Consider the following 20,748-nt stretch of genomic DNA (forward strand, 5'->3'; position numbering starts at 1 on the left):
AGCTCGAGGCCCAAGCACGCGGCGATCCCGCGACGCGAGTGGCAACGTTTGGACACACAGCCATTTTCTGAGTGTTCCAGACGCCAATAGAGGCTCACTTCCCTTTAGTACTTGATTAGCCGCCCGGAGTGCTTCATGCCTGATTACCGCTCGAAAACATCCACCCACGGCCGCAACATGGCCGGCGCGCGCGCACTGTGGCGTGCCACGGGGATGAAAGATGACGACTTCAAAAAGCCGATCATCGCGATTGCCAACTCGTTCACCCAGTTCGTACCCGGCCACGTCCACCTCAAGGACCTGGGCCAACTGGTCGCCCGCGAGATCGAACGCGCCGGCGGCGTGGCGAAAGAATTCAACACCATCGCCGTGGATGACGGCATCGCCATGGGCCATGACGGCATGCTGTATTCGCTGCCGAGCCGCGAGATCATCGCCGACTCCGTGGAATACATGGTCAACGCCCACTGCGCCGACGCCATCGTGTGCATCTCCAACTGCGACAAGATCACCCCCGGCATGCTGATGGCCTCCCTGCGCCTGAACATCCCGGTGATCTTCGTCTCCGGCGGGCCGATGGAAGCCGGCAAGACCAAACTCGCCTCCCACGGCCTCGACCTGGTTGACGCCATGGTCATCGCCGCCGATTCCAGCGCGTCTGACGAGAAAGTCGCGGAATACGAGCGCAGCGCCTGCCCTACCTGCGGTTCGTGCTCCGGCATGTTCACCGCCAACTCGATGAACTGCCTGGTGGAAGCCCTGGGCCTGGCCTTGCCGGGCAACGGTTCCACGCTGGCCACCCACAGCGACCGCGAGCAGCTGTTCCTGCAGGCTGGCCGTACCATCGTCGAGCTGTGCAAGCGTTACTACACCGACAACGATGAGTCGGTGCTGCCGCGCAACATCGCCAACTTCAAGGCGTTCGAAAACGCCATGACCCTGGACATCGCTATGGGCGGTTCCACCAACACCATCCTGCACTTGCTGGCCGCCGCCCAGGAAGCCGAGATCGATTTCGACCTGCGCGACATCGACCGTCTGTCCCGCCACGTGCCGCAACTGTGCAAAGTCGCGCCGAACATCCAGAAGTACCATATGGAAGACGTGCACCGCGCCGGCGGGATCTTCTCGATCCTCGGTTCGCTGGCCCGTGGCGGCCTGTTGCACACCGACCTGCCGACCGTGCACAGCACGAGCATGGCCGAAGGTATCGCCAAGTGGGACATCACCCAGACCACCGACGAAGCCGTGCATCACTTCTTCAAGGCAGGCCCGGCCGGCATCCCGACGCAAACGGCGTTCAGCCAGTCCACCCGCTGGGACACCCTCGATGACGACCGTGAAAACGGCTGCATCCGCAGTGTCGAGCACGCCTACTCGCAAGAAGGCGGCCTGGCCGTGCTGTACGGCAACATCGCGCTGGATGGCTGCGTGGTGAAAACCGCCGGTGTGGATGAATCCATCCACGTGTTCGAAGGCAACGCCAAGATCTTCGAAAGCCAGGACAGCGCCGTGCGCGGCATCCTCGCCGACGAAGTCAAAGCCGGCGACATCGTGATCATCCGCTACGAAGGCCCGAAAGGCGGCCCGGGCATGCAAGAGATGCTCTACCCGACGTCGTACCTGAAATCCAAAGGCCTGGGCAAAGATTGTGCGTTGCTCACCGACGGCCGTTTCTCCGGCGGCACCTCGGGTCTGTCCATCGGCCACGCTTCGCCAGAAGCTGCTGCCGGCGGCGCGATTGGCCTGGTGCAGGACGGTGACAAAGTGCTGATCGACATTCCGAACCGCTCGATCAACCTGTTGATCAGCGACGAAGAGCTGGCCGCGCGCCGGGTCGAGCAGGACAAGAAAGGCTGGAAACCGGTCGAGAAGCGTCCGCGCAAAGTCACCACCGCGCTGAAGGCTTACGCCCTGCTGGCCACCAGCGCCGACAAAGGCGCTGTGCGTAACAAAGCGATGCTCGACGGCCTGTAAGCCTCGCGCATGAAAATGCCCCGCCACGTGCGGGGCATTTTTTTGGCTGGATAAACCCTTCAGCAGTAGACCGAGTTCCAACATGCGTGTGTGGTCGAATGTGGGGGCTGGCTTGCCTGCGATAGTGGTGGGTCAGCTGACTCATGTACTGCCTGACACACCGCCTTCGCGGGCAAGCCCGCTCCCACAGTTGACCGGGTTCCAACTTGAGAATGCGGTCGAATTGTGGGAGCTGGCTTGCCTGCGATAGCGGTGGGTCAGCTGACTCATGCAGGGCCTGACACACCGCCTTCGCGGGCAAGCCCGCTCCCACAGTTGATCGGGTTCCAACATGCGTATGCGGTCGAATGTGGGAGCTGGCTTGCCTGCGATCGCGGTGGGTCAGCTGACTCATGTACTGCCTGACACACCGCCTTCGCGAGCAAGCCCGCTCCCACAGTTGATCGGGTTCCAACTTGAGAATGCGGTCGAATGTGGGGGCTGGCTTGCCTGCGATCGCGGTGGGTCAGCTGACTCATGCAGGGCCTGACACAAAGCCTTCGCGGGCAAGCCCGCTCCCACAGGTGACCGGGTTCGAGCTTGTGCATGCGGTCGAATGTGGGAGCTGGCTTGCCTGCGATAGCGGTGGGTCAGCTGACTCATGCAGGACCTGACACAAAGCCTTCGCGGGCAAGCCCGCTCCCACAGTTGATCGGGTTCCAACTTGAGCATGCGGTTGAATGTGGGAGCTGGCTTGCCTGCGATAGCGGTGGGCCAGCCGCCTCATGCAGGGCCTGACACAAAGCCTTCGCGGGCAAGCCCGCTCCCACAGGTGACCGGGTTCGAACTTAAGCATGCGGTCGAATGTGGGAGCTGGCTTGCCTGCGATCGCGGTGGGTCAGCTGACTCATGTCGGGCCTGACACAAAGCCTTCGCGGGCAAGCCCGCTCCCACAGTTGATCGGGTTCCGGCTTAAGCATGCGGTTGAATGTGGGAGCTGGCTTGCCTGCGATAGCGGTGGGCCAGCCGCCTCTGTAGGGCCTGACACAAAGCCTTCGCGGGCAAGCCCGCTCCCACAGGTGACCGGGTTCGAGCTTGTGCATGCGGTCGAATGTGGGAGCGGGCTTGCTCGCGAAGCAGGCGGCTCGGTCTTACTGAATCTCGTCCGGCTTGACGATCACCCAGTTCTTGTCCGCCGTCACCGGCAGCCCTTCCTTGGCCTGGGCCGCTGCGTGCTTGGCCATCATGCCGTTGAGTTGGGTCATGTATTTATCCTTGCGGTTGACCCACAGGTGGACGCCACCCTTGGCCACGTCCACATCGTGAAACAACATGTAGCCGTCGCTGGTGGGGGTGTCGCCGCCCACGATCACCGGTTTTTTCCACTCATCAATGTAGGTGAGGATCGCTGCGTGCTTGCCGGCCATCCAGGTCGCCGGGGTCCACAGGTACGGGGTCAGCTCCAGGCCGAGGTTGGCTTTTTCGTCGTATTTGCCGGCGGCGATCTGTTTGCGCGCAGTGGTCAGCTCGCCGGTCTTGCGATCCTTGAGCAAGGTGCTCACGCCGATGACGTTCTCGGGTTTGACGTTGTAGCCGTACTTGGGATCGGCAGCGACCATGCGCACTAACTCCTCGGATGCGGCGGTCATCACATACACCTCGATGCCGTTTTCCATCAGTTTGTTGAACAGCTCAGCCTGGCCGGTGAAGACCTTCGGCGGCTGCACGTCCATGGTCTTGACCACGTCACCGTCGTAATAGGTGACCGGCACCGGCTTGCCCGACGCCATCATCTCGTCGACGTAGCCCTTGAGTTCCTTGAGGGTGAAGCCGGAGAAAATCTGCGCAACCCACGGGTAGCAGACCATGTCGTCCACTTCGCAGAGTCGGTAGTAGTAGCTGAACAGGCTTTCCTTGTGGTCGGCGGTGTCTTTGAAAGGAATCAGCTTGAGGGACGGGTCCATGGTGTCGCGGGTGATCAGGCCTTTGTTCTCAAGGTACGGCAGCAGCGACTCTTCGAGGTCGTAACGGTAACTGGTGTTGTCCATGTCGAACACCGCGAAGTTACCTTTGTTGGCGTTGGCGGCGATCATCTTGTTCAGTTGCTCGGCGGCAGGCGCCGGCCAGTGCTTTAACTCGGTGGCGGCAAATGCCTGGCTGGTGAGGCCCAAGCAGAAGGCGGCGGCCAGTAGTGTTGGCGCGAGCTTCATAAGCGTTTTCTCCCTGAGTGAAAGACATCGACGCTAACAAATCTGTGTGACAGTTATCGCCCGAGCACGACCGCTTGCGTCGTGATTGCGCCAAGAGCGTGTGCCTGAGCGTCAAACGCTTATTCCAAAAACGACAGTCACCATTCCATATCGGTATTAAATCAATATATTTCAAGCTGTTAGGATTTCCGGTTCGCAATCGCAGGCTCACGCGATTGGCTGCCTTCTCAACGGAGCTTCAATGAATCTGCCCCTGATTCTCAACGTACTGGTGTTCGTGGCCCTGCTTTTGGGCCTGGCACAAACGCGTCACACACACTGGAGCCTCGCTAAAAAGGTCCTGTTTGCGCTGGTGCTCGGCGTGCTGTTCGGCGCGGCGTTGCACACGATTTATGGCGACGGCAACCCGGTGCTCAAAGCCTCGATCAGCTGGTTTGATCTGGTCGGCAATGGTTACGTGCAATTGCTGCAAATGATCGTGATCCCGCTGGTGTTCGCCTCGATCCTCAGCGCCGTGGCGCGTCTGCACAACGCCTCGTCCCTGGGCAAGATCAGCTTCCTGACCATCGGCACGCTGCTGTTTACCACAGCGATTGCGGCGCTGATCGGTATCGGCCTGACCAACCTGTTCGGCCTCACCGCCGAAGGCCTGGTGGCCGGCACCCAGGAAATGGCGCGCCTGCAAGTGATCCAGAGCGATTACGCAGGCAAGGTCGCCGACCTGAATATCCCGCAGCTGCTGCTGTCGTTCGTGCCAGCCAATCCGTTTGCCGACCTGGCCCGGGCCAAGCCGACGTCGATCATCAGCGTGGTGATTTTTGCTGCGTTCCTCGGGGTTGCCGCGCTGCAACTGCTCAAGGACGACGTGGAAAAAGGCCAGAAAGTGCTCAACGCCATCGACACCCTGCAAGCCTGGGTGATGCGCCTGGTGCGCCTGGTGATGAAGCTGACGCCCTACGGCGTGCTGGCGCTGATGACCAAAGTGGTCGCCGGCTCCAACCTGCAAGACATCATCAAGCTCGGCAGTTTTGTGGTGGTGTCGTACCTGGCGCTGGGCCTGATGTTTGTGGTGCACGGCCTGCTGCTGTCGCTGGCCGGGGTCAACCCGCTGCGCTTCTTCCGCAAGGTGTGGCCGGTGCTGACCTTTGCCTTCACCAGCCGCTCCAGCGCAGCCGCGATCCCGCTGAGCATTGAAGCGCAGACCCGCCGCCTGGGTATCCCGCAATCAATTGCCGGTTTCGCCGCCTCGTTTGGCGCCACAATCGGCCAGAACGGTTGCGCCGGTCTCTACCCGGCCATGCTTGCGGTGATGGTTGCACCGACCGTAGGCATCAACCCACTGGACCCGCTGTGGATCGCGACCCTGGTGGCGATTGTGACCTTGAGCTCGGCCGGTGTGGCCGGTGTTGGCGGCGGCGCGACCTTTGCCGCGCTGATCGTACTGCCGGCGATGGGCTTGCCGGTGTCACTGGTGGCGCTGCTGATTTCCGTGGAGCCGCTGATCGACATGGGCCGTACGGCGCTGAACGTGAACGGTTCGATGACGGCGGGTGCGATTACCAGCCAGATCATGGGGCAGACGGATAAAGCGTTGCTGAATGCCGATGAGCATGCGGAGTTAGCGCAAGCCTGATAGACCGCTATCGGGGGCAAGCCCCCTCCCACAGTTGACCGATCGAACGCGATCAAGTGTGGGAGGGGGCTTGCCCCCGATGCTTTTAGGCTTTTTCCCAGACTTCGAAGTTGTACGCGGGCTTATCGCCCTCGGCCGGGTTCTCGACATTCGACACCAGCTTCCACTGGTTCAGATCAAACTCGGGAAACCACGCATCCCCTTCCGGGCTCAACGCAACCCGCGTCAGATACAGGCGATCCGCCTGCTCCAACCCTTGCGCATACAACTGCGCACCGCCGATCAGCATCAGCTCATCCACGCCCTGCTCCAGCGCCCAGGCCTCAGCCCGTTCCACCGCCGCAGCCAGCGACGGAAAAACTTGCGCACCTTCAAGCTTAAGATCGGTCTGACGGCTGACCACAATGTTCAAGCGCCCCGGCAACGGTCGGCCCAGTGAATCCCAGGTCTTGCGCCCCATGATGATCGGCTTGCCGAGCGTGGTGGCCTTGAAATATTTGAAATCCCCCGGCAAATGCCAGGGCATGCTGTTGTCGACGCCGATCACGCGGTTTTCACCGAGGGCTGCGATCAGGCTTAAAGGGAGAGTTTTTTTCATGGCGACGAGAATACCAGAGCTGCGAGTCTGCGGTTATGCTCCAACCTCACTTGCTCAACAGGACGGCGCGTGACTGCTCTGACTCCCCTGCACACACTTTGGCTGACAGAAACCGTACGCCTGCGTGAAGAACACGCCGGCCCACTCGAAGACCTGGAAGCCAACCGCCTGGCCCGCACGGCCGGCGGCGACTTGCCGACGCGCATCCAGGCGCGCGCCCTGCACTTGGCCGAGCGCGACGGACTGACCGGCGCCCTCACCCGCTGGCTGCAAGGCGCCCGTTTGGCGTTGGTGCTGCTGGCCGTGGTCGCGGTGATCAGCGGCGCCGGCCTGGCGTTTGCTGCGCTGGGTAACGGCCTGACTCCGGTGAATGTGTTCTGGGCGCTGGGCAGTCTGCTCGGTTTGAACCTGATTCTGCTGCTGAGCTGGGCCTTGGGCCTGGCGTTTGCCGGCGAGCACAGCGCCAGCCTCGGCCGCCTGTGGCTGTGGCTCAGCGAAAAATTCGCGCGTGATGCCAAGGCGGCTCAGTTGGCGCCGGCGCTGCTGCTGTTGCTGCAACGCCACAAACTCAATCGCTGGGCAGTGGGTGTGCTGGTCAACAGCCTGTGGCTGCTGGCATTGCTCAGTGCCATGGTGATTTTGCTGACACTGCTGGCCACCCGACGCTACGGTTTTGTGTGGGAAACCACCATCCTGAGCGCCGACACGTTTGTCGCCGTCACCCAAGCCCTCGGCAGCCTGCCCGCGCTGCTGGGCTTTAACGTGCCGACCGTCGACATGATCCGCGCCAGCGGCGACTCCGCCCTGAATATCGAAAGCGCACGGCAGGCCTGGGCCGCCTGGCTGGTGGGCGTGCTGCTGGTGTACGGCCTGCTGCCGCGGTTGATCCTCGCGCTGCTGTGCCTGTGGCGCTGGAAACGTGGGCGCGCCGCCCTGCACCTGGACCTCAACCTGCCCGGCTACAGCGCGTTGCGCGAACGCCTGATGCCAAGCAGCGAGCGGCTCGGTGTCAACGATGCAGCGCCTGAACAGCTGCACCACGTCAGCGGCGGCGTCAGCGAACTGGAGAGCGACGGCGCCTTGCTGGTGGCCATCGAACTCGATGATCAGCACCCGTGGCCGCCCAAACTACCGGCCAGCATCAAAAACGCCGGCATTCTGGACAGCCGCGAATCGCGCAACAAACTGCTGGAACAGCTCACGCGCTTTCCACCCGCACGCCTGGCCATCGCCTGCGACCCTCGTCGCTCGCCTGACCGTGGCAGCCTGGCGCTGATCGCCGAACTGGCACGCAGCGCCACGGCCACCCGCGTGTGGCTGCTGCAGGCACCGCCCGGCCAGGCGCTGGACGCCGAGCGCCTTGGCGATTGGCACGCCGCGTTGCACCAACTCGAACTGCCCTTCGCCGACTGCGCGCCGCTCACATGGCTGGAGACCGGTCATGACTAAACCGCTGAAACTGGCCGTGGTCGGCCACACCAATGTCGGCAAGACGTCGCTTTTGCGCACGCTGACCCGTGACGTCGGCTTCGGCGAAGTCTCCCATCGCCCCAGCACCACGCGGCATGTGGAAGGCGCGCGGTTGTCGGTCGACGGCGAAGCCTTGCTGGAGCTGTACGACACGCCCGGGCTGGAAGACGCGATTGCCCTGCTTGATTACCTGGAGCGCCTGGATCGCCCCGGCGAGCGCTTGGACGGCCCGGCACGCCTGGCGCGTTTCCTGGAAGGCAGCGAAGCGCGCCAGCGTTTCGAACAGGAGGCCAAGGTGTTGCGCCAACTGCTGGCCTGCGACGCCGGCCTGTATGTGATCGACGCTCGCGAGCCGGTGCTGGCCAAGTACCGCGACGAGCTGCAAGTGCTGGCCAGTTGCGGCAAGCCGCTGCTGCCGGTGCTCAATTTTGTCAGCAGCAGCAACCACCGCGAACCCGACTGGCGCGAAGCCCTGGCCCGCCTGGGCCTGCACGCGCTGGTGAGGTTCGACAGCGTCGCGCCGCCGGAAGACGGGGAGCGTCGCCTGTATGAAAGCCTGGCCCTGCTGCTGGAGAATGCGCGGCCGCAGCTGGAACGGCTGATCCTCGATCAGCAAGCCCAGCGCCAGGCCCGCCAGCTGAGCGCCGCGCGGTTGATCGCCGAATTGTTGATCGACTGCGCCGCGTGCCGGCGCAGCGTGGTCACCGAGGATGAACAGCAAGCCATCAGCGATTTACGCAAGGCCGTGCGCCAGCGCGAACAAAAATGCGTGGAAGCCCTGCTCAAACTCTTCGGCTTTCGCCCGCAGGACGCCACCGCCAGCGACTTGCCGCTGCTCGACGGCCGCTGGGGCGATGACCTGTTCAACCCCGAAACCCTCAAGCAACTTGGCGTGCGCGTCGGCGGTGGGATCGCCGCAGGCGCGGCCGCCGGGGCCGGCGTGGATTTGCTGGTTGGCGGCCTGACCCTGGGCGTCGCCGCGATTGCCGGTGCGATTGCCGGCGGTGCGCTGCAAACCGCGCGCAGCTACGGCAGCCGTCTGCTGGGCAAGATCAAAGGCCATCGCGAGCTGACCGTCGACGACAGCGTGCTGCGCCTGCTCGCCTTGCGCCAGCGCCAGTTGCTCAAGGCCTTGAACCTGCGTGGCCATGCGGCGATGCACAGCATCAAGGTCGACACGCCCCAGGACAAAACCTGGCGCGAGGGCAAGCTGCCGGACGCGCTGCATAAAGCCCGCGCGCACCCGCAATGGTCGTCCCTCAACCCTCACGCCAAACTCAGCCAGGCCGAGCGCCAGGAACAGGTCGAGGCGCTGGCCCTGCGCCTGGATGAACGCTAAGCCGCAAGCAGTCGCCGGGCCTTGGCCTTCAACACTTCAAGGTCCAGCACCGGCACGTGCATGTCCTTGGCCTGCTCATCCCAGTGGCGCATGCGCAGGCTCACCGAGCAAAGCGGGTCTTGTTCGAACGCCTGGGCTTCTTCGGCGCTCATCACGCCGCCCTGGTAACCCAAGGTGCGGCGGCTGGCTTCGCTCAAGCGGGCATAATAGTCCGGCTGGCTGAAGGTCAGGTAACGCTTGGCCTGCACGTGATACTCCACCAGCCTGGCCATGCGTTCGCTGAACCCTGCGCGGCGCAAATAATCCGCGCCCAGCCGCTCATGACTGACCACGCCGTAGCCGCCCATGTTCTCGCCGCCCTGGCCGCAGAGGTGCCCGATGTCGTGGAAAAATGCCGCCAGCACCACTTCATCGTCAAAGCCCTCAGCCATCGCCAGCTGTGCGGCCTGGGACATGTGCTCGATCTGCGACACCGGCTCGCCGATGTAGTCGGCCGTGCCATGTTGATCGTACAGGCCGAAGAGTTCGGCAATCGCCTGTTCCGGGTTCATCACGCCTCACCCCACATTGTGCTGATGTTTCGTTCGGCCATCGCCGGCCCGACGCTCATGCCCACGCCGGTGTGCATCAACGCCGCGCTCACGCCCGGTGCTACGCGCAGGAACGAAAACGGCCCCGGTCCACGCGCGCCATACACGCCCTGCCAGCGCTCCACCACCTGAACCTTGCAACCCAGGGTCTGCTGCGCCAGTTCGATCATCCAGTCATCGACCTGCTCGGTATTGAACGGCGAGGCATCGCGGCCGTAGTCATGGGAATCACCGATGATCAGTTCGCCATAAGGCGTCGGGCTGATCAGCAAGTGAATGCCGTGTTCATGCAAATGCGGTGAATCGCGCAGGATGTGCGCCTGCACGGGCGAAGCTTCCGGCAAATCGGCGAAGGCGCCGTAGTGCACACAACTGAGACCTGTGAGCAACGCGTGTTGCAGGTTCAGGTTAACGACGGGGCGGGCGCGCAGCATTTGCAGGCGACAGACACTCGGGTTGAGTTCGGCGATCGATTCCGCCAGCAGGGTTTGGTAGTCATGGCCGGAGCACACGATGACCTGCTCGCCACGAAAGCTCCCCGCCGTGGTGTGCACGTGGCCGGGCTCAACGTCGCGCACCAGCGTGGAGAAATGAAACTCCACCTTCAATTCGCTGCGAAGGTAGTTGATCAGCGCCGGAATTGCTTCGCGCGAATACAACTGCTGATCGTCTTTGCCATGCAGCGCGGCGCGGTGATGGCGGAACTGGCCGCCATATAAATCCTTCATCGCGGCGCCTTGCAGCAGCTCGACGTTGTAGCCGTAAGCCTGCGCACGACCGGCGCAAAAAGCTTCCAACAGATGTTCTTCCGCCTCTGTACGCGCAAACAGGTATGAGCCCTTGCGCTTGAGCTGCAGGCCGGCCACCTGCGCCCAATGCCCCCAGATATCACGGCTTTGCCGGGCCAGGTCGAGCATCGGCCCCGGCGGTTGGCCGGTGACCAGCGCCTGGCCAAAGTTGCGCACTGAGGCGCCGAGCGGCGTGGCGCTGCGCTCGAAGACCTTGACCTTGAGGCCGCGCTTGGCAGCGGCGTAGGCGTGGGACAGGCCGAGGATGCCGGCGCCGATGATCAATAAGTCGCTGTGTTGTGTCATTAAATGGTGTCCTGAATTCGAAGCCGCTATCGCCGGCAAGCCAGCTCTCACATTTTTGATTTATGAACACCGTCAAATGTGGGAGCTGGCTTGCCGGCGAAGAGGCCATCAGCCCTAACGAAAAGCTTACTGACCGGCCACCTTCTCGGACTTGCCGTCATAGCGCTTGCGCCATTCAGTCAGGATGCTGTCGCGGTTTTTCGAGGCCCAGGCAAAGTCGTTCTTGATCAGGCGTTGCTCATAGTCGGCGGGCAATTCGGTCTGCGGCTTGGCGATACCGGGCTGGGCAAGTACGGCAAAATTGTCTTTGTACAGGTCCATCGCCGCCGCGCTGGCGGAGAAGTCCGCGAGCTTTTTAGCCGCATCGGCGTGGGCAGTGCCCTTGATCACAGCAGTCGCTTCAATGTCCCAGCCCAGGCCTTCCTTGGGCAGGATGATGTCCAGCGGCGCGCCCTGGCGTTTCAGTTGAACGGCGGGGTACTCGAAGGAAATACCAATCGGGAACTCACCCGAGGCCGCCAGCTTGCACGGCTTGGAACCGGAGTGAACGTACTGGCCGATGTTCTGGTGCAGGTCGTCCATGTACTGCCAGCCCTGCTTCTCGCCGAAGGTTTGCAGCCAGGCACTGACATCCAAAAAGCCGGTACCGGAAGAGGCCGGGTTGGGCATCACGATTTTGCCCTTGTACTCAGGCTTGGTCAGGTCTTGCCAGCTCACCGGCTTGGTCAGGCCCTGCTTCTCGGCTTCGATGGTATTGAAGCAGATGGTTGCGGCCCACACGTCCATGCCGACCCACGCCGGCGGGTTGGCAGCGTCGCGGTAGTTTTTGCCGATCTTGTCCAGGCCCTTCGGCGCATAGTTATCCAGCATGCCTTGCTGATCGAGAATCGCCAGGCTAGAGGCAGCCAGGCCCCAGACCACGTCGGCTTGCGGGCGGTCTTTCTCGGCCAAAAGTTTGGCGGTGATGATGCCGGTGGAGTCGCGCACCCATTTGATCTCGACGTCGGGATTGGCCTTTTCGAAGGCCTGTTTGTAGGTCTTCAACTGCTCGGCTTCGAGGGCCGTGTACACAGTCAGCTCGGTCTTGGCGAAGGCATTCAGGCTGAATGCGGTGAGTACAGCAGCGACCAGCGCCAGGGGCTTGAACATGGAGCACCTCCTTCAAGGATGTTTATTGGCCGGGCGCGGTCTGGCGCCAGGCTTGTGAGCGACGCAGTGCGCCACGTGAGGCCCACGCCAGCAGCAGCGAGACGCCGGCCGAGGTGAACAGAATCAAGGTCGACATGGCCGCCGCACCGCCCACGTTGCCGGCGTCGTCCATGTTCAATACGGCGACGGCGGCGAGGATGGTGTCGGGGCTGTAGAGGAAGATTGCGGCCGACACGGTGGTCATCGCCGACACAAACAGGTAGCGCACGATGTCCAGCAGCGCCGGCAGGCAAATCGGCACGGTGACACGCAGATAGTGGCGGTACAACGGCGCCTTGAGGGACAGCGCGGCGGCTTCGAATTCGCTGTCCAGCTGGCGCAAGGCCGTGGTCGCGGTCATCTGCGCGGTGGTCAGATAGTGCGCAATGGTGCACACCACCAACAGGGTCATAGTTCCGTAGAACACATGCAGCGGGTTGCCGACCAAATTGAAAAAGAACACGTAGCCCAGGCCCAACACCAAGCCCGGCACGGCCATCGGCACAAAGCTGAGCATGCGCAGGGCCAGGTTCAGGCCCTTCTGGCTTTTTGTCTTTTCCATCAGGTAGGCGCCGGTGAAGATCAACACGCTGCCGATCAGCGCCGTGCACAGCGCCATGGTCAGGCTGTTGCGATAGGCCAGCCAACCGCCGCCGGCCGTGTCTTCGAACTGGTAGTGGTTGAGCGACAACGACAGGTTGTACGGCCAGAATTTCACCAGCGAGGAATACACCGCCATGCCGAATACCAGCAGCAACACCGCGCAGATCAGCAACACAATGGCCAGGTAGCAACCATCGCGCAGCCGCGACGGTGCCGGCTGGAACACCTGGGCGCGGCCGCTCATGGCATCGCCCTGCCGACGTCGCAGCCAGGCATCGACGCCAAAGCTGAACAGCGCCGGTAGCAGCAACACCATGCCGATCAACGCGCCGCGACCAAACTGTTGCTGGCCGACCACCGCCTTGTAAGCTTCCAGCGCCAGCACCTGATAATCGCAGCCGACCACGACGGGCACACCGAAGTCGGTGATGGTCAGGGTGAACACCAGGCAAAACGCAGCGAACACCGCTTGGCGCGTGGCCGGCCAGGTGATGCTGCGAAACGCCCGCGCGGGGCTGGCGCCCATGCTCGATGCCGCATCGAAAAGCCGCGCATCCGCCAGCGACAGAGCCGACAGCAGGATCATCAAAGCGTGTGGGAAGGTGTAGATCACCTCGCCCAGAACAATGCCCCAGAAGCCGTAGATATTGTCCGAGAGCACACCGCGCAACAGGCCTTGGTTGCCGAACAGGTACACCAGCGCAATCCCCGGCAGCATCGACGGCGCCATCAACGGCAGCAGTGACAGACCACGCCACATCGCTTTGCCGGGAATCAGCGTGCGTTGCAGGGCGTAGGCAAAGAGGTAGGCCAGCGGTACGACGATAGCCGCCACGCTCAGGGAGACTTTCAGGCTATTGCCCAGCAGCCAGTGGAAGTTAGCGCTCGTCAGCATTTCCCGCGCCGCAGCAAGACCGCCGCCCTGCCCGGCTTCACTGCTGAAACCGCGCCAGAAGATCGCCAGCAATGGCAGCAATACGGCGACACCCAGCAGCACCAGCCACAGCAGTTTGCCGCCGAGCACAAAAATACGGTCGCCGTTTTCGGCGCGCGATACCGGGCGCGGCAGTGTCATCACAGCCGCCATCTCAGGCAAACACCTGCAGGCTGCGCGGCGGCAAGGCGACCCAGATGTCCTGGGCACCCAGGCGTGGCATGGCTTCCGGGGCCAACTCAGCCAGCAGCGCGTGGCCGGGCAATTGTTCCAGTTCAAACCGCATGCGGCAGCGGTTGCCAAGAAACGTGATCTCGCGAACCTTGGCCGGGAACAGGTTTTCTTCATGCACCGGCGGGTTGACGCTGATGGCTTCCGGGCGGCAGAACAAGCGCCCGGATTTCGCCATGCCAGCATCGTCGGCCAGGCGCATGTTCATCCCGCCAACCTGGGCATGACTCGCACTGTTGCGGCTGAACGGCAGCCAGTTACCCTGGCCGACAAACTCGGCCACAAACGGCGTGGCCGGGCGGTCGTAGATTTCCTGGGGCGTGGCGTATTGCTCAACCTTGCCGTTGTTCATCACCGCAATGCGGTCGGCCATCAGCATGGCCTCGTCCTGATTGTGGGTGACCATCAGTGTGGTGATACCCAGGCGCCGCTGCAGCTGGCGCAGCTCGGTGCACAAATGCTCGCGCACACGGGCGTCAAGGGCCGACATGGGCTCGTCGAGCAGCAACAGCGATGGCGCCGGTGCCAGGGCACGGGCCAGGGCGACGCGTTGTTGCTGGCCGCCGGAAAGTTGGCCGGGGTATTTCTTTTCGCTGCCCAGCAGGCCGACCAGTTCGAGCATCTGGCCAACACGCGTGCGCACCTCATCGCGACCGCTGCCGGTGAGGCCGTAGCCGATGTTCGCCTCGACGGTAAGGTTGGGAAACAGTGCGTAGGACTGAAACAGAATGCCGTAGTCCCGCGCCTGCGGTGGCAGCAGGGAAACGTCGCGGTTGCCCAGGCGCAGCTCACCGCTGTCCTGGCGTTCCAGGCCGGCGATGCAGCGCAGCAAGGTGGTTTTGCCGCAACCGGACGGGCCCAGCAGGCACACCAGCTCGCCGGCGGCGACGTCCAGGGACACATTGTCCAGCGCAGTGAAGGCACCGAAGCGTTTCTGGATACCGCGCACCGTCATTGGCGCGCCGGGGTGGGTCAGGGCTGTGTTCATGGAGGCACCTCATCAAACTGATGAAGGCCATGCTAGGTGGGCAATGCGTACCTGGTGTGGCAGGAAGGCAAAACGCGGTGATAGTGGTATTGGTGGATTTGGGTAGGATTTGGAGACTGTGTCGTCAGGGCTGACGCCATCGCGGGCAAGCCCGCTCCCACATTTTGATTTGTGAACGCATTCAAAGGTGGGAGCTGGCTTGCCTGCGATGGCGATTGCAATGCCACAGCAAATCTCAGAGTGGCGACATTTCCTGCGCCAACCCAAGAAACGCAGCCGGCAGGCGCGCCGACTTTCGTTCCTTGAGGCAGTACAAATACTCCGGAATCTGCGGCGCGTTCTCGATGGTCAGCACGCGCAACTGCGGGTCATGAGGCACTTCCTGACGAGCGATGATGCTGATGCCGATATTGCGCAGCACCGCCTCGCGAATCGACTCACGGCTGCCAATCTCCAGCAGCGGCCCGTAACTCACGCCGGCGCCCTGCAGCATTTCTTCGGTCAGCCGCCGCGTGGTGGAGCCTGCCTCACGCATCAGCAAGGTATGCCCGGCCAACGCATTGAGCGGCACGTGATCGAGCTTGGCCAAGGGATGGTTGCGGTGCACCGCCAACACCAAAGGATCGGTGCCGAGCACGCGGCGAATCAGGCGGGGGTCTTCCAGCAGTTGGGAGGACGCGGCGACATCGACGCGGTAATCGTCCAGCGCTTCGAGCACCTGCTGGGAGTTGCCGATTTCTACCGACACCTCCACTTGCGGCAGGCGTTCGCGAAAGGCTTTGACCAGGTCGAGGATGTAATACGGCGCCGTTGCGGCAATCCGTAACGTGCCCTGGACCTGTCCGTTGTTGCGCAGGAAGAACTCGATGTCGGCTTCCTGCTGCAACAGCGCCTTGACCATCGGCAGCAGGCGCGCGCCGTCGTCGCTGACGGTGAGGCGGCGCCCGCCACGGTAGAACAGCTCAACGCCGTATTGGCTTTCCAGGTTGCGAATCTGGGTAGTCACCGTGGGCTGGCTCAGCCCGAGTTTTTTCGCCGCCTGGGTAATGCTGCCCAGGCGGGCGACCATAAAAAACGCCTTCAACTCGGCACTCAGCACACCACCCTCACATCAATTATTTGCGCAACAGGCGCAGGCCATTGAACACCACTAGCAGGCTTACGCCCATGTCGGCGAACACCGCCATCCACATGGTCGCCATGCCGAGGAAGGTGACTGCGAGGAAGATCGCCTTGATCACCAGCGCCAGGGCGATGTTCTGCTTGAGGATACTCGACGTTTGCCGGGAGAGCCGAATGAAAGCCGGGATCTTGCGCAAATCATCGTCCATCAAGGCCACGTCGGCGGTCTCGATGGCGGTGTCGGTACCGGCGGCGGCCATGGCAAAACCGATCTCGGCGCGGGCCAGCGCCGGGGCATCGTTGATGCCGTCGCCGACCATGCCTACGCGGTGGCCTTGGCCGTAGAGGGTCTCGATGGCTTGCAGTTTGTCGGTGGGCAACAGGTCGCCCTGGGCCTGGTCGATACCAACCTGGGCCGCAATCGCCTGGGCGGTGTGGGTGTTGTCGCCAGTGAGCATCAGGGTCTTGATGCCCAGGTCGTGCAGTTGCTGGATGGCTTCGCGGCTGCTGTCCTTGACCGTGTCGGCCACGGCGAACAACGCCAGCGGCCCGGACTTGTCGAGCAGCAACACCACGGACTTGCCTTGTTTCTCCAGCGCGAAGAGCTTTTCTTCAAGCTCGGGTGAGCACAGGCCAAGGTCTTCCACCAGGCGATGGTTACCCAAGTGATAGGTTTCACCGTTGATATCGCCGCGCACACCACGCCCGGCCAGGGCCTCGAAGTTATCCACAACGTGGCTCTGCAGGTTTTTATCCACAGCCGCATTGGCAATGGCCAACGACACCGGGTGGTCGGAGCGCCCGGCCAGGCTGGCAGCCAGGGCCGGCGCGCTGTCTTCGATATTGGGAAACAGCGCCAGGTAATCGGTTTGCACCGGCTTGCCGTGGGTGATCGTGCCGGTTTTGTCGAGGGCCAGGTAGTCGAGCTTGTAACCGCCTTCCAGGTATACACCGCCTTTGATCAGGATGCCTTTACGCGCGGCCGCGGCCAGGCCGCTGACGATGGTCACCGGGGTGGAGATCACCAACGCGCAGGGGCACGCGACGACCAGCAGCACCAGGGCGCGGTAGATCCAGTCGAACCACACGCCCGCCATGAACAGCGGCGGGATAATCGCCACACCCAGGGCAAACAAGAACACCGCCGGGGTGTAAACCTTGGCGAAGGTGTCGACAAAGCGCTGGGTCGGCGCCCGAGCGCCTTGGGCCTGTTCCACGGCGTGAATGATGCGCGCCAGCGTTGAGTTGTTCGCCGCTGCGGTGACTTTGTATTCCAGCGAACCGGCCTGGTTGATGGTGCCGGCGAAGACTTTATCGCCCACGCCCTTTTCAATCGGCAGGCTTTCACCCGTGATCGGCGCTTGGTCGATGGTGGATTGGCCGGCGGTGACTTCACCGTCCAGGCCGATGCGCTCGCCGGGCTTAACCCGCACGATGGCGCCAAGCTCGATGCTTTTGACTTCTTGTTCGATCCACCCGCCGTCGGCTTGCTGCACCGTGGCTTGTTCCGGGGTCATCTGCATCAGGCCACTGATGGCATTGCGCGCTCGGTCCAGGGACTTGGCTTCGATCAGCTCGGCGACGGTAAACAGGAACATCACCATCGCTGCTTCCGGCCATTGGCCGATCAGGATCGCGCCGGTGACTGCGATGCTCATCAGCGCGTTGATGTTCAGATTGAGGTTCTTGAGCGCGATCCAGCCTTTTTTGTAGGTGGTGAGACCGCCGCTGAGGATCGACACCAACGCCACCAGTGCAATCACCCACGTCGGGGCCACGCCGGTGAAATGCAGCACTTCAGCGCCCAGCGCACCGACGCCGGACAGCGCCAGCGGCCACCAGTGTTTCTTGGCCGGCGGCGCGGCGGCGGGGGCGCCCTCTTCGATGGGGTCGGCCTGCATGCCGATGGATTTGATCGCGTCGATGATCGGCGCAGTGCTCGGCAGGTCATGGGTGACGCCGAGGATACGGTTGATCAGGTTGAATTCCAGCTGCTGCACGCCGGCGAGCTTGCCCAGTTTGTTCTGGATCAGCGTCTGCTCGGTGGGGCAGTCCATGGCTTCGATGCGAAAAGTGCTCAAGCGCGAGCCCGCAGTCGGCGCTTCACTCAACGTGACCACGGCAGGCGCTGCCTTGCTGGAGCAGCACGTGTCGCCGTGGCTGGCGTGGTCGTGCTTTTTGACCGGCGTCAGTTTGGCGCCGTGATCGTGGCTATGGCTATGGTCATGGTCATGGTCATGATCGTGCTTGTGATCATGCTTTTTGGGGGTGTAGATGGAATCGCTCATTCTGTCGCGTCCGTAAAGGTGCCTGTTGCCAAGTAAAGACCCTGTAGCCACTATAGGGTCAAGCACCCATTTGGAGATTGCTGCGATGAAGATCGGTGAATTGGCCAAACTGACCGACTGTCAGGTGGAAACCATCCGTTATTACGAGAAGGAAGGCCTGCTGCCGCCACCTGCGCGCACTGACGCCAACTACCGGGTTTACACCCAGGCGCACACCGAGCGGCTGATCTTTATCCGCAACTGCCGCAGCCTCGACATGACCCTCGAAGAAATCCGCAGCCTGCTCGGGCTACGCGACAGTCCTCAGGACCAATGCGAAAGCGTGAATGCGTTGATTGATGAGCATATCCACCACGTGAAAGCGCGGATCGATGGACTGCTGGCGTTACAGGAACAATTGCTGGACCTGCGCCAACGCTGCGGCGGTGGGGCGGGATTGGATCAATGCGCGATTTTGCAGCGACTGGAGGTCAGCGGCAGTGTGGCGGCCAGCGAGGCTGAGCCTTCGCACGTGGGCAGAAGCCACGGCCATTAACTCAAGTGAACACGGACCCAATGTGGGAGGGGGCTTGCCCCCGATAGCGGTGGTTCAGTCACCCGGTGGGCGACTGACAGACTGCCATCGGGGGCAAGCCCCCTCCCACACAAGCCTATCCATTAAGACCAAGACAGTCTTTAGATGGCCACGTCAGCCTTGATGCTTGGGTCCGCGTCGTAGCCGACGATTTCAAAGTCTTCGAACTTGTAGTCGTAGATCGACGCCGGTTTGCGCTTGATCACCAGCTCCGGCAGCTTCTTCGGCGTACGCGCCAGCTGGGTGCGGATTTGTTCCATGTGGTTGCTGTACGCGTGGGTGTCGCCAGTGGTGACGATGATCTCGTGCGGGATCAGGTCGCATTGCTGGGCCAGCATGTGGGTCAGCAACGCCAGCGCGGCGGTGTTGTACGGCAGGCCGAGGAAGACGTCGGAGCTGCGGATGTACAACTGCATCGACAGATGGCCGTCATGCACAAACGCCTGGTACAGCAGGTGGCACGGCGGCAGCGCTTGCTTGCCGTTGCGCGCGTTTTCCTGCGGGCTCTTGGTTTCGTCCGGCAGGTATTCGACGTTCCAGCCGTGGAACAGGATGCGACGGCTGTTGGGGTTGTTCTTCAACGTGTCGACCATGTAGTCGATCTGGTTGATCTTGCCGCCGTCCTTGGTCGGCCAGGCGGTCCACTGCTCGCCGTACACCGGGCCCAGGTCACCGTCTTCGGTGGCCCACTCGTCCCAGATTTTCACGCCGTTTTCGTTCAGCCACTTGATGTTGGTGTTGCCACTCAACATCCAGATCAATTCATTGGCGATGCTTTTGAAGTGAAGCTTCTTGGTGGTCAGCAGCGGGAAGCCGTCGGCCAAGTTATGCCGATACTGACGGGCAAACACGGCTTTGGTGCCGGTGCCGGTGCGATCGCCCTTGGTCAATCCATTGGTCACGACGTCGTTCAGTAGTTCGAGATATTGCTTCATGTAAGTACCCGTAGCGTAGAAGCCGAGGCTCTGCAAAAGCCTCGGCATTCGAATTTAAAGCGCGGCGTTCTTGATGCCCTGCGGACGGTTGTAAGCCCACCACAGCAGGCCCAGGCCCGCCAGAATCATCGGCATGCTGAGAATCTGCCCCATGGTCAACCAGCCCCACGCCAGGTAGCCCAGCTGTGCATCCGGCACACGCACGAACTCGACGATAAAGCGGAAGATCCCGTAGAACAGCGCGAACATCCCCGACACGGCCATGGTTGGGCGTGGCTTGCGCGAGAAGATGTACAGAATCAGGAACAGTGCCACACCTTCCAGGGCGAACTGGTAGAGCTGCGACGGATGGCGCGGCAACTGCGCCGGGTCGCTGAATGGCGGGAACACCATGGCCCACGGCACGTCGGTCGGCTTGCCCCACAACTCGGCGTTGATGAAGTTACCGATACGCCCGGCACCCAGGCCAATCGGCACGAACGGCGCGACGAAGTCCATCAGCTGGAAGAACGACTTGCCGTTACGGCGGCCGAACCACCACGCGGCGATCATCACGCCGACAAAGCCGCCGTGGAACGCCATGCCGCCCTTCCACACCTCAAAAATCAGCGTCGGGTTGGCGATATAGGCTGGCAGGTCGTAAAACAGCACATACCCGAGCCGCCCGCCGACGATTACGCCCATCGACATCCAGAACACCATGTCGGAGAGCTTCTCCTTGGTCCAGGTCGGGTCGAAACGGTTCAGGCGCCGGGAAGCCAGCAGCCAGGCACCGCCGATGCCGATCAGGTACATCAACCCGTACCAGTGGATTTGCAGCGGACCGATGGCCACGGCCACCGGGTTGATCTGCGGGTAAGGCAGCATTGCGACTCCTCGTTAAATCATTAGTCATGGCGCACCGGACCATGCCGGTGTGCGATTAAGCCTGCGTTACAGCCGCTATTTCAAATTAAGAAGTTCACACGCGCCCAATAGCCCCGCATGTTAACGGA

The 20,748-nt window shown here is 62.3% G+C and carries 16 protein-coding genes; 5 read left to right on the plus strand and 11 right to left on the minus strand.

Annotated elements, in window-relative coordinates:
- Positions 1 to 135: 135 nt before the first annotated feature.
- The gene (ilvD, locus tag AACW30_RS01040; RefSeq protein ID WP_200622249.1) at positions 136 to 1,977 is read left to right on the plus strand and encodes a dihydroxy-acid dehydratase; all 1,842 of its coding nucleotides are present in this window, start codon (positions 136 to 138) and stop codon (positions 1,975 to 1,977) included.
- A 1,130-nt stretch (positions 1,978 to 3,107) separates the two neighbouring features.
- Here the strand turns inward: ilvD and AACW30_RS01045 are convergent.
- Positions 3,108 to 4,166: a haloacid dehalogenase-like hydrolase gene (locus tag AACW30_RS01045; RefSeq protein ID WP_200622251.1), complete on the minus strand. Its 1,059-nt coding sequence runs from the start codon at positions 4,164 to 4,166 to the stop codon at positions 3,108 to 3,110.
- Positions 4,167 to 4,407: 241 nt separating this feature from the next.
- Between AACW30_RS01045 and AACW30_RS01050 the strand changes: the two genes are divergently transcribed.
- A complete protein-coding gene (locus tag AACW30_RS01050) occupies positions 4,408 to 5,799 on the plus strand; it encodes an L-cystine transporter (protein WP_106575707.1) in 1,392 nt (463 codons plus the stop codon).
- Positions 5,800 to 5,884: 85 nt separating this feature from the next.
- Here the strand turns inward: AACW30_RS01050 and AACW30_RS01055 are convergent, their stop codons facing one another.
- Positions 5,885 to 6,397: a dihydrofolate reductase gene (locus AACW30_RS01055; RefSeq protein WP_124418676.1), complete on the minus strand. Its 513-nt coding sequence runs from the start codon at positions 6,395 to 6,397 to the stop codon at positions 5,885 to 5,887.
- A 69-nt stretch (positions 6,398 to 6,466) separates the two neighbouring features.
- Between AACW30_RS01055 and AACW30_RS01060 the strand changes: the two genes are divergently transcribed.
- Together AACW30_RS01060 and AACW30_RS01065 are read left to right on the plus strand one after the other, a co-directional pair.
- The gene (locus AACW30_RS01060; RefSeq protein WP_200622253.1) at positions 6,467 to 7,846 is read left to right on the plus strand and encodes a DUF2868 domain-containing protein; all 1,380 of its coding nucleotides are present in this window, start codon (positions 6,467 to 6,469) and stop codon (positions 7,844 to 7,846) included.
- Positions 7,839 to 9,206 (plus strand): GTPase/DUF3482 domain-containing protein, encoded by a 1,368-nt coding sequence (locus AACW30_RS01065; protein ID WP_169367786.1) that lies wholly within the window; start codon positions 7,839 to 7,841, stop codon positions 9,204 to 9,206. Before AACW30_RS01060 ends, AACW30_RS01065 begins: the two co-directional genes overlap by 8 nt.
- On the opposite strand, the gene AACW30_RS01070 is transcribed toward AACW30_RS01065, so the two are convergent.
- The 7 genes from AACW30_RS01070 to AACW30_RS01100 all read right to left on the minus strand — a co-directional run bounded on the left by AACW30_RS01070 (position 9,203) and on the right by AACW30_RS01100 (position 18,244).
- Positions 9,203 to 9,757: a phosphonate degradation HD-domain oxygenase gene (locus tag AACW30_RS01070; protein WP_119737408.1), complete on the minus strand. Its 555-nt coding sequence runs from the start codon at positions 9,755 to 9,757 to the stop codon at positions 9,203 to 9,205. The genes AACW30_RS01065 and AACW30_RS01070 overlap by 4 nt on opposite strands.
- Positions 9,757 to 10,890: a TIGR03364 family FAD-dependent oxidoreductase gene (locus tag AACW30_RS01075; protein WP_200622255.1), complete on the minus strand. Its 1,134-nt coding sequence runs from the start codon at positions 10,888 to 10,890 to the stop codon at positions 9,757 to 9,759. The genes AACW30_RS01070 and AACW30_RS01075 overlap by 1 nt, the downstream gene beginning before the upstream one ends.
- A 126-nt stretch (positions 10,891 to 11,016) precedes the next feature.
- On the minus strand, positions 11,017 to 12,039 hold the full coding sequence (locus AACW30_RS01080) for a putative 2-aminoethylphosphonate ABC transporter substrate-binding protein (protein WP_106575713.1): 1,023 nt from the start codon (positions 12,037 to 12,039) through the stop codon (positions 11,017 to 11,019).
- A 22-nt stretch (positions 12,040 to 12,061) separates the two neighbouring features.
- Positions 12,062 to 13,768: a putative 2-aminoethylphosphonate ABC transporter permease subunit gene (locus tag AACW30_RS01085; RefSeq protein ID WP_200622257.1), complete on the minus strand. Its 1,707-nt coding sequence runs from the start codon at positions 13,766 to 13,768 to the stop codon at positions 12,062 to 12,064.
- Position 13,769: 1 nt separating this feature from the next.
- Positions 13,770 to 14,834 (minus strand): putative 2-aminoethylphosphonate ABC transporter ATP-binding protein, encoded by a 1,065-nt coding sequence (locus AACW30_RS01090; RefSeq protein WP_106575715.1) that lies wholly within the window; start codon positions 14,832 to 14,834, stop codon positions 13,770 to 13,772.
- 235 nt (positions 14,835 to 15,069) lie between these two features.
- Complete coding sequence (locus tag AACW30_RS01095) at positions 15,070 to 15,933, minus strand: LysR family transcriptional regulator (protein ID WP_106575716.1); 864 nt, start codon at positions 15,931 to 15,933, stop codon at positions 15,070 to 15,072.
- 16 nt (positions 15,934 to 15,949) lie between these two features.
- A complete protein-coding gene (locus AACW30_RS01100; RefSeq protein ID WP_200622259.1) occupies positions 15,950 to 18,244 on the minus strand; it encodes a heavy metal translocating P-type ATPase in 2,295 nt (764 codons plus the stop codon).
- Positions 18,245 to 18,329: 85 nt separating this feature from the next.
- Here AACW30_RS01100 and cadR point away from each other — a divergent pair, with 85 nt between their 5' ends.
- Positions 18,330 to 18,779 carry a Cd(II)/Pb(II)-responsive transcriptional regulator gene (gene cadR / locus AACW30_RS01105; RefSeq protein ID WP_200622266.1) on the plus strand — a complete coding sequence of 150 codons (450 nt, stop codon included), beginning with the start codon at positions 18,330 to 18,332 and terminating at the stop codon, positions 18,777 to 18,779.
- 140 nt (positions 18,780 to 18,919) lie between these two features.
- Here cadR and AACW30_RS01110 read toward each other — a convergent pair whose 3' ends face one another.
- Together AACW30_RS01110 and lgt are read right to left on the minus strand one after the other, a co-directional pair.
- Positions 18,920 to 19,753, minus strand: coding sequence for a thymidylate synthase (locus tag AACW30_RS01110; RefSeq protein ID WP_106575719.1), 834 nt, complete (start codon positions 19,751 to 19,753; stop codon positions 18,920 to 18,922).
- 54 nt (positions 19,754 to 19,807) lie between these two features.
- On the minus strand, positions 19,808 to 20,620 hold the full coding sequence (gene lgt, locus AACW30_RS01115) for a prolipoprotein diacylglyceryl transferase (RefSeq protein WP_056857664.1): 813 nt from the start codon (positions 20,618 to 20,620) through the stop codon (positions 19,808 to 19,810).
- Positions 20,621 to 20,748 lie beyond the last annotated feature (128 nt).

It is taken from the genome of Pseudomonas sp. MF6747, from assembly GCF_963890955.1.
Taxonomy (GTDB): domain Bacteria; phylum Pseudomonadota; class Gammaproteobacteria; order Pseudomonadales; family Pseudomonadaceae; genus Aquipseudomonas.

Coding starts and splice junctions, on each gene's coding strand:
- AACW30_RS01090 (WP_106575715.1), bottom strand. CDS start 14,834: ATGAACACAGCCCTGACCCACCCCGGCGCGCCAATGACGGTGCGCGGT.
- AACW30_RS01110 (WP_106575719.1), bottom strand. CDS start 19,753: ATGAAGCAATATCTCGAACTACTGAACGACGTCGTGACCAATGGATTG.
- ilvD (WP_200622249.1), top strand. CDS start 136: ATGCCTGATTACCGCTCGAAAACATCCACCCACGGCCGCAACATGGCC.
- AACW30_RS01055 (WP_124418676.1), bottom strand. CDS start 6,397: ATGAAAAAAACTCTCCCTTTAAGCCTGATCGCAGCCCTCGGTGAAAAC.
- lgt (WP_056857664.1), bottom strand. CDS start 20,620: ATGCTGCCTTACCCGCAGATCAACCCGGTGGCCGTGGCCATCGGTCCG.
- AACW30_RS01065 (WP_169367786.1), top strand. CDS start 7,839: ATGACTAAACCGCTGAAACTGGCCGTGGTCGGCCACACCAATGTCGGC.
- AACW30_RS01080 (WP_106575713.1), bottom strand. CDS start 12,039: ATGTTCAAGCCCCTGGCGCTGGTCGCTGCTGTACTCACCGCATTCAGC.
- cadR (WP_200622266.1), top strand. CDS start 18,330: ATGAAGATCGGTGAATTGGCCAAACTGACCGACTGTCAGGTGGAAACC.
- AACW30_RS01085 (WP_200622257.1), bottom strand. CDS start 13,768: ATGGCGGCTGTGATGACACTGCCGCGCCCGGTATCGCGCGCCGAAAAC.
- AACW30_RS01050 (WP_106575707.1), top strand. CDS start 4,408: ATGAATCTGCCCCTGATTCTCAACGTACTGGTGTTCGTGGCCCTGCTT.
- AACW30_RS01075 (WP_200622255.1), bottom strand. CDS start 10,890: ATGACACAACACAGCGACTTATTGATCATCGGCGCCGGCATCCTCGGC.
- AACW30_RS01070 (WP_119737408.1), bottom strand. CDS start 9,757: ATGAACCCGGAACAGGCGATTGCCGAACTCTTCGGCCTGTACGATCAA.
- AACW30_RS01045 (WP_200622251.1), bottom strand. CDS start 4,166: ATGAAGCTCGCGCCAACACTACTGGCCGCCGCCTTCTGCTTGGGCCTC.
- AACW30_RS01100 (WP_200622259.1), bottom strand. CDS start 18,244: ATGAGCGATTCCATCTACACCCCCAAAAAGCATGATCACAAGCACGAT.